This window comes from Pseudonocardia sp. EV170527-09 (assembly GCF_008369905.1).
Classification (GTDB): Bacteria; Actinomycetota; Actinomycetes; order Mycobacteriales; family Pseudonocardiaceae; genus Pseudonocardia.
In genome coordinates this window covers 39,656-47,960 of record NZ_VRMC01000045.1, presented here as the reverse complement: position 1 = coordinate 47,960, position 8,305 = coordinate 39,656, and the positions used below count along the sequence as shown (strand labels likewise).

The window sequence follows — 8,305 nt, the reverse complement described above, 5'->3', positions numbered from 1 at the left end:
CGCCTTAGTCGCGTGGGCTCGGAGTTGTGTATAAGAGACAGGACCTGGCCCGGCCGGCTCCCGGCACCGTCGCCGGCGACGGTGCCCCCGGACCCGGTCCCGGTCCGGTTGCTCGCCGCGGACGGCACCGAGGTGCACCCGGCCGCGCCGGACCTGCTCGACGGCATCCCGCACCGGGTCGCGGGCGGTGCCCCGGACCGGGAGGTCACCGGCTGGGCCGGGCCCTGGCCGGTGCACACCCGCTGGTGGGCCCCCGACGGCCCCGGGCCCGCGGTCCGGCTGCAGGTCGTGCTCGCCGACGGCGCGGCCCTGCTGCTCGTGCACCGCGGCGGCCGCTGGGAGGTGACCGGTGTCTACGACTGAGCCACCGGCCGCCGGCGGGCACCGTAGGCAGCACTGTCGTGCCGACAGCGCTGCCCACGCGGCCGGAGCGGGGCCCGGCGCGGGCGGGTCAGCGCTGCGGCACCCCGGTGAGGTCGACCGCGAACCGGCCGATCGCCGAGGCCATCGCCGTCACGTTCCGGTCCAGCGCGGTCCGGTCGATGTTGGTCAGCCGGTCACAGGGCGTGTGGTAGCAGGGGTCGTAGGACTGTCCCGCCGTGCCGCCCCACTTCTGCGCCTGCTCCGGGGTCTTCCGCTCCTCGGCCCCGGTGAACAGGCCACCGGCCGGGATGCCGGCCTCGATGAACGGTCCGTAGTCCGAGCGCCCGTCGAACGCGGTGCCCTCGGGGCCGTTCACGCCCGCCCCGACCAGCGCCTCGGTCAGGACGCGCTCCGCGGTGTCGGAACCGGGCGGGCCGGCCTCGCCGCCGAGGCCGTCGGAGTTGTCGCCGTCGTAGACGAGGTAGTCGGGGTTCGGCGAGCCGACCATGTCGAAGTTGAGGTACAGCGCGATCCGCGCGCGGTCGGCCTCGGACAGACCCTCGACGTACTTCGTGGAGCCGACCAGGCCGATCTCCTCGGCGCCCCACCACGCGAAGCGCACCTTCTGGCCGACCGGCGGGGAACCGCCGAGCTTCTGCGCGATCTCGAGCAGGGCGGCGCTGCCGCTGCCGTTGTCGTTGATCCCGGCGCCCTCGGGGACGCTGTCGAGGTGGGCCCCGGCGACCACGACCCTGGTCGGGTCACCGGTGGTGGTCTCGGCGATCACGTTCCGCGAGGTCTGCTGCCGGATCGTGGTGTCGAGCACGAGCGACGCCTGCTGGCCGTCGCGCAGGGCGGCCCCGGCGGACTTCGTCACGGACGCCGTCGGGACGACCCCCGGGGTGTCGCCGAGGGTGGCTGGCAGGGCCGCGTCCTCGGTGTTGATGACGATCACCGCTGCCGCACCCGCGGCCCCCGCGAGCCGGGACTTCTGGCCGAACTCGCAGGTCCCGCGCTCGACGACGGCGATGGCCCCGGCCGGCATCCCGGTGTAGTCGGCCGCCTCGCAGCCCGGTGTCGGGTCCTGCGGGGTGCGCGGGCGCAGCGACAGCGGCGCGGTCAGCCCGCCGGGCGGGGTGGCGGGGGAGAAGCCGAGCACCTCGGTCGTCACGGGGGCGCCGGCCACGGTCAGCCGCGCGTCGCCCGCGGAGAAGGTCCGCACCTCGAACGACGGCGTCGACACCGTGAACCCGCTCGCGCGCAGCGTCCCGACGACATGGTCGACGGCCGCGTCGTACCCGGGGGTGCCCACGGCGCGGTTGCCGGCGTTCGCGTCGGCGAGCTTCTCGAACTGCTGCAGGTGGGCGTAGGCGCCGTCGCCGCCGACCGCGGCCGCGAGCCGCTGCGGGAGGCCGGGGTCGCCCTGTGCGGCGGCCTGGCCCCCGCCGCCGGCGGCGCCGATCGTCGCGGAGCCCGGTGCCGCGGGGACGTCCGCGCAGGCCGCGAGCGCGACGACGGCCACCCCGGCCGCCGCGACCCTGACCAGCCGGTTCCCCAGCCGCGGCCGGTACCGGCCCCCCGTCGTGCTCGCCCGTCCCATGGAGCCACCCCTGTCGTCCGGCCCGGTGCCGGGCCTCGTCCGCGCCGGGTGTTCGGCGCTGCTCGGTGCGTGCGCGGCACCGGTCGGATGCCGCGGCGTCGGACCAGCATCCGTCATCGGGCGTGGTCGTGCGGTGAACCGACGATCACGACATGGCGTCACGAACACGACGGTACGGCCCGGCGCGACCCGGGCCGCGGTGATCCTCGGTCGATCCACACCGGGGTCTCAGTCGTTCCACAGGTTCGACTGGTGGACTCGGAGATGTCGGCGGGGCGGTCCACGAACCACCTGCCGGCACCGGATGGGTACGTCCGGGTGGCCCGCGGGCCGGCGCTGGGGAGCGGCCGGTGTGCCGCGCCGGAGCCCGGATCCGCCGTGCGGGGCCGACCGGCGCTGGGGAGCAGCCGGCCGGCCCGCACGGCGACGCCCGTCCGCGGAACCCGACACGCTCGACGTTCGAACTCATGTTCGAGTACCGTGCACGGATGGGCTGGCAGAACCCGGACGTCCCCTGGGCGGAGCTGGAGCGCGCGCTGTCGGGTCGGTCCCTGCGCGACGGCGCGAGCCTGCGCGGCGGTCCGGAGGTCGACGGCGGGGACGCCCCCGCGTGGTCCGTCCACCGCGACCCCTACGAGCCGCCCGAGGACCTGCGCCCGGCAGGGCCCGGCGTCGTGCCGTACGCGGAGCTGCACTGTCATTCGCACTTCAGCTTCCTCGACGGTGCGAGCGCTCCGGAGGAGCTGGTCGAACGCGCCGCTGAGCTGGGGCTGGAGGCGGTCGCACTCACCGACCACGACGGCATGTACGGGGTCGTGCGGTTCGCCGAGGCGGCCCGCGCGCTCGGGGTGCGCACGGTGTTCGGAGCCGAGCTGAGCACCGGGCTGACCGCGCCGCAGAACGGCGTCGCCGACCCCGAGGGCGAGCACCTGCTGCTGCTGGCCCGCGGCCCCGACGGGTACCGCGCGCTGTGTCGCACCATCTCCACCGCGCAGATGCGGGGCGGGGAGAAGGGCCGGCCGGTCTACGACCCGGACGAGGTCGTCGCCGACACCGCGGGGAAGGTCGTCGTGCTCACCGGCTGCCGCAAGGGCGCGGTGCGCCGGGCCCTGGACCGCTCGGGCCCGGCGGCCGCCGCGGCGGAGCTGGACCGGCTGGTCGCGTGCTTCGGTGCGGAGAACGTGCGGGTCGAGCTGACCGTGTACGGCGAGCCCGGCGACACCGAGCGCAACGACGCGCTGGCCGCGCTGGCCGAGCGGGCCGGGGTCGCGACGGTGGCGACGACCGGTGCGCACTACGCCACCCCCGACCGGGCCCCGCTGGCCGCGACCGTCGCCGCGGTCCGGGCCCGGCGCAGCCTCGACGAGATCGATCCCTGGCTGCCCGCGGCGGGCACCGCCCACCTGCGGTCCGGGCGGGAGATGGCCCTGCGGTTCGACGAGCGCCACCCCGGCGCGGTGGAACGCGCGGCGGAGCTGGGCCGGGAGCTGGCGTTCGAGCTGCACCTGGTGGCACCGGACCTGCCGCCGTTCGACGTCCCGGCCGGGCACACCGAGACGACGTGGCTGCGGGTGCTGACCGAACGCGGCCGGATGGAGCGTTATGGCAGCTATGACGAGAACCCGTTCGCGGCGTACACCGTGCAGCGCGAGCTGGAGATCATCGAGGCGAAGAACTTCCCCGGCTACTTCCTGATCGTCCACGGCATCGTCGACTTCTGCCGCCGGTCGGACATCTTCTGCCAGGGCCGGGGCTCGGCCACGAACTCGGCGGTCTGCTACGCGCTGGGCATCACCAACGTCGACGCCGTCCGGCACGGGCTGCTGTTCGAGCGGTTCCTGTCCCCGGAGCGCGACGGCTACCCCGACATCGACCTCGACATCGAGTCCGGTCGCCGGGAGGAGGCGATCCAGTACGTCTACCGTCGCTACGGCCGGCTGTTCGCCGCGCAGGTCGCGAACGTCATCACCTACCGGCCGCGGTCGGCGATCCGGGACACCGCCCGCGCGCTCGGGTTCTCACCCGGCCAGCAGGACGCCTGGAGCAGACGCGTCGAACGCTGGCACGCCCTGGAGGCGAGCGAGCTCCCGCAGGAGATGCCGCCGCTGCTGCTGGACCTCGCCGGGCAGCTGTTGGGCGCGCCCCGGCACCTGGGCATCCACTCCGGCGGCATGGTCATCTGTGACCGGCCGGTGTCCGAGGTCGTGCCGGTGGAGTGGGCGCGGATGGCCGACCGGACCGTCGTGCAGTGGGACAAGGAGGACTGCGCCGCGGCCGGGCTGGTGAAGTTCGACCTGCTCGGGCTGGGCATGCTCACCGCGCTGCACCTGATGGTGGACCTGGTCGAGACCGTCACCGGCGAGCGGATCGAGCTGCACGAGATCGGCGAGTCCGACCCGGAGGTCTACGCGATGCTGTCGCGCGCCGACTCGGTCGGGGTGTTCCAGGTGGAGTCCCGCGCCCAGATGGCCACCCTGCCGCGGCTGCGCCCACGCAAGTTCTACGACCTGGTCGTCGAGGTCGCGCTGATCCGGCCCGGCCCGATCCAGGGTGGCTCGGTGCATCCCTACATCCGGCGGCGCAACGAGCTCGAGACCTGGGACCACGACCATCCGCTGCTCAAGCCCGCGTTGCACAAGACCCTGGGCATTCCGCTGTTCCAGGAGCAGATGATGCAGATCGCCGTCGACGTCGCGGGGTTCACCGCGGCCGAGGCCGACGAGCTGCGCCGGGCGATGGGGTCCAAGCGGTCCACCGAGCGGATGGAGCGGCTGCGCGAGCGGTTCTACGACGGGATGGCCGCGAACGGGATCACCGGCGAGCTCGCCGAACGGATCTTCGCCAAGATGCTGGCCTTCGCGAACTTCGGGTTCCCGGAGAGCCACTCGATCAGCTTCGCCGCGCTCGTCTACTACTCGGCGTGGTTCAAGCTCTACCACCCGGCGGCGTTCTGCGCGGGCCTGCTCAACGCCCAGCCGATGGGCTTCTACTCGCCGCAGTCGCTGGTGGCCGACGCCCGCAGGCACGGCGTGCGGGTGCACCGGCCGGAGGTGAATGCCGGGCGGGCCGACGCCGTCCTCGAGCCCGACGACGACAGCACCGGCGGCCAGGCGGTCCGGCTGGGTCTGGCGGGCGTCCGCACCGTCGGTCCGGACCTCGCCGGGGTCATCGACGCCGAGCGCGACGCGGGCGGGCCGTTCGCGGACCTGCCCGATCTGGCCCGCCGGGTCCGGCTGACCGGCCCGCAGGCCGAGGCGCTGGCGACGGCCGGCGCGTTCGGCTGCTTCGGGGTGGAGCGGCGGGAGGCGCTGTGGGCGGCGGGCGTCGTCGCGGGGGTGCGGCCCGAGCACCTGCCGGGTACCGCCGTCGGGTTCGACGCGCCGGCGCTGCCGGGGATGACCGAGGCGGAGCTGACGGTCTCCGACGTCTGGGCCACCGGCGTCTCCCCGGACAGCCACCCGGTGCAACACCTGCGCGCGGACCTCGACGCGCTCGGTGCGGTCCGGATCGACCGGCTCGACGAGGTGGGCCGCCGCGCCGGCCCGGACACCCCGGCCCGGGTGCTGGTCGGGGGACTGGTCACCCACCGCCAGCGCCCGGCGACGGCAGGCGGGGTGACGTTCGTGAACCTCGAGGACGAGTCCGGGATGCTGAACGTGACCTGCTCGGAGGGGCTGTGGGCGCGCTACCGGTCGGTGGCGCTGGGGAGTGCCGCGCTGCTGGTCCGGGGCCGGCTCGAACGCAGCCCGGAGGGTGTGCTGAACCTGCTGGCCGACCGACTGCAGCGGATGCCGCTGGCGGTGAAGGTGGCGTCCCGGGACTTCCGCTGACCGTCCTGCCCGCGGCCGACACCGGGACCGGGCACACCGCGGGCCGCGCCGGAGGAACCGGCGGGGCCCGCGGGCGGGCCGCGACGGGGTCAGGACCTGACGAGCGGTCCGCCCATCGACATCGCGCGTCCGCCCAGGGTCTGGCCGAACGCGTCGAACAGGATGTAGGCGAACACGAGGCAGAACGCGAACGTCGCGATCCCGGCGATCGGGAACAGGCTCGCGTTGCCCGCGGTCACGCCGATGTAGGCCAGTACGAAGGTGATGTCGACGAGCACGAAGCCGATCGTGAACATCAGTGGCAGCCGCAGCGTCGCCAGCGTCAGCAGGACGAACACCAGGGTGAAGGAGAGCAGGTAGGTCGACTGGATCGACCCCACCTGCTCGGTGGACAGCGCCTGTCCGGTCCCGGCGTCGATGATCCAGCCGTTGTTCAGCGCCATGAGCAGCACGCCGAAGCTGGTCCAGAACGCGGAGAAGACGGCGAAGATCGCGGCGGTGACGCTGTCCCCGACGCGCAGTGCGGCCATGGCCGACAGCAACAGGAACAGGCCCGCCGAGAAGGTCAGGATCGGGATCATGCCGCCGGGCAGCGCGGTGGTGTCCAGATAGCCCACGAACCACAGGCCCAGCGTGATGCCGGACGGCAGGAAGCAGATGAGGCCCATCAGGGCCGGGTTGCCTGCCGGGGCGGCTGCTGCCGGGGCGGGCGGGGCAGCAGCGGCCTGCGCCCCCGCGGTGTCGCTCTCCACGCTCATGGAAAACTCCTCGTCGAGTTCATGACCGGCCGTGCACCGGCAGTGTGATCCTCCTCTCATGGAGATCGCTTATCGCCCCTCCGTACGGTCAGACCCCGTCCTGTACCCCGGTTGCACGCAATCGGACCGTCGTCGCAGGTCGTGGTGTCGGCGTCCCCTACCCGCTCGGCACGCGGGCGTCCTCCGGTCAGGTTCGACCGGCCCGGGCGCTGCCTGAGAGGATGCCCGGGTGAGCGCACGCGTGATGGACGGCAAGGCGACGTTGGCGGAGCTGCTCGACGACCTGCGGGGCCGTGTCGAGAAGCTGACCGCCGCCGGGGTGACCCCCGGTCTGGGTACGGTGCTGGTCGGTGACGACCCCGGGTCACATGCCTACGTGCGCGGCAAGCACCGCGACTGCGCCAAGGTCGGGATGACCTCGCTGCAGCGTGAGCTCCCCGCCGACGCGAGCCAGGCGCAGGTCGAGGACACGATCGACGAGCTGAACGCCGACCCGACCTGCACGGGCTTCATCGTGCAGCTCCCGCTCCCGGACGGCCTCGACGCCGGCGCCGCCCTGGAGCGGGTCGACCCGGGCAAGGACGCCGACGGCCTGCACCCGACGAACCTGGGTCGGCTGGTCCTCGGCGAGCCGGGGCCGCTGCCGTGCACCCCGCGCGGCATCGTCGAGCTGTGCCGCCGGTTCAGTGTCGAGCTGGACGGGGCGCGGGTCGTCGTGGTGGGGCGTGGCGTGACCGTCGGCCGCCCGCTGGGGCTGCTGCTGACCCGCCGCTCGGAGAACGCGACCGTCACCCTGTGCCACACCGGTACCCGGGACCTGACGGCGCACCTGCGGGAGGCCGACGTCGTCGTCGCCGCCGCGGGGAGGGCCGGGCTCATCACCGCCGACCAGATCAAGCCGGGCGCCGCGGTGCTCGACGTCGGGGTGACCCGGACCGACCTGGGTCTGGTCGGCGACGTGGCCCCCGAGGTCGCCGAGGTCGCCGGGCTGCTGGCGCCGATGCCGGGTGGTGTGGGGCCGATGACCCGCGGGATGCTGCTGACGAACGTCGTCGAGGCAGCCGAACGGAGCTTGTCGGAGTGAGCGTCGGTACTGGACGCAGCTTGTCGGAGTGAGCATCGGTACCGACGCAGCTCGTCGGAGTGACGGACGGCAGGGGGCAGTGATGGTGGAGACCCGCTCCGGGCACGGTCTGCGGGCCCGGCTGCGGGCGCACTGGCCGCTGCTCGTCGTCCTCGGGGTGTCCCTGGTCGGTCTGCAGCGGGTGGTGACCGAGCACTGGCGCGAGGGGTCCGCGGCGTTGGCGGTGGCGATGCTGGTCGCCGCGGGCCTGCGGGTGGCGCTGCCGCCGGACCGGGTCGGGCTGCTCGCGATCCGCGGCCGCTACGCCGACGCGCTGGTGTACGGCGGGTTCGGCGTCGTCGTCCTGCTGCTCGCGCTGACGATCACGCAGGGCTCGCTGACGATCAGCTGACCCTGCCCCCGATCCGGGCCGGGTTCAGCTGCGGCTGCCGCCGGTCGTCTCGGGCCCGGCGGGACGCCTGGTGGGTGGCCGGCGCGGGCCGGCGGGGCGCTTGCTGCCCGGACGGCCGGGCCCGGTGCTCGTCGCCCGCGGTACTCGCACCGGAGCGCCCGACGGGGCGGGGGAGCGCGGCCCGGTCGGGATGGTGCGGGGCAGGGCGATGATGATCATAGCTAACGTAATTGTACCGGCGAGTACGGTCGGACCGTGACCGGGGTTGCGCCGGACGGG

Annotated in this window: 6 protein-coding genes and 1 pseudogene; 4 read left to right on the top strand and 3 right to left on the bottom strand. The window is 74.1% G+C overall.

The genetic code is table 11. The annotated features are described in order from the left end of the window. Positions 1–363 (top strand): annotated as a pseudogene (locus tag FVA95_RS15685) (DNA polymerase Y family protein); the annotation flags it as partial. A gap of 88 nt (positions 364–451) precedes the next feature. Here the strand turns inward: FVA95_RS15685 and FVA95_RS15680 are convergent. Beyond that, a complete protein-coding gene (locus tag FVA95_RS15680) occupies positions 452–1,963 on the bottom strand; it encodes a M28 family peptidase (RefSeq protein WP_149664896.1) in 1,512 nt (503 codons plus the stop codon). A 488-nt stretch (positions 1,964–2,451) separates the two neighbouring features. Here FVA95_RS15680 and FVA95_RS15675 point away from each other — a divergent pair, with 488 nt between their 5' ends. After that, a complete protein-coding gene (locus FVA95_RS15675) occupies positions 2,452–5,793 on the top strand; it encodes an error-prone DNA polymerase (RefSeq protein ID WP_149664895.1) in 3,342 nt (1,113 codons plus the stop codon). An 89-nt stretch (positions 5,794–5,882) separates the two neighbouring features. On the opposite strand, the gene FVA95_RS15670 is transcribed toward FVA95_RS15675, so the two are convergent. After that, a complete protein-coding gene (locus FVA95_RS15670; RefSeq protein ID WP_149664894.1) occupies positions 5,883–6,551 on the bottom strand; it encodes a GPR1/FUN34/YaaH family transporter in 669 nt (222 codons plus the stop codon). 229 nt (positions 6,552–6,780) lie between these two features. Here FVA95_RS15670 and FVA95_RS15665 point away from each other — a divergent pair, with 229 nt between their 5' ends. Both FVA95_RS15665 and FVA95_RS15660 read left to right on the top strand, forming a co-directional pair. Next, complete coding sequence (locus FVA95_RS15665) at positions 6,781–7,635, top strand: bifunctional methylenetetrahydrofolate dehydrogenase/methenyltetrahydrofolate cyclohydrolase (protein WP_149664893.1); 855 nt, start codon at positions 6,781–6,783, stop codon at positions 7,633–7,635. An 82-nt stretch (positions 7,636–7,717) separates the two neighbouring features. Further along, positions 7,718–8,026: a DUF3017 domain-containing protein gene (locus FVA95_RS15660; RefSeq protein WP_043276732.1), complete on the top strand. Its 309-nt coding sequence runs from the start codon at positions 7,718–7,720 to the stop codon at positions 8,024–8,026. A gap of 24 nt (positions 8,027–8,050) precedes the next feature. Here the strand turns inward: FVA95_RS15660 and FVA95_RS15655 are convergent, their stop codons facing one another. Next, the gene (locus FVA95_RS15655) at positions 8,051–8,245 is read right to left on the bottom strand and encodes a hypothetical protein (RefSeq protein WP_149664892.1); all 195 of its coding nucleotides are present in this window, start codon (positions 8,243–8,245) and stop codon (positions 8,051–8,053) included. Positions 8,246–8,305: the final 60 nt, after the last annotated feature.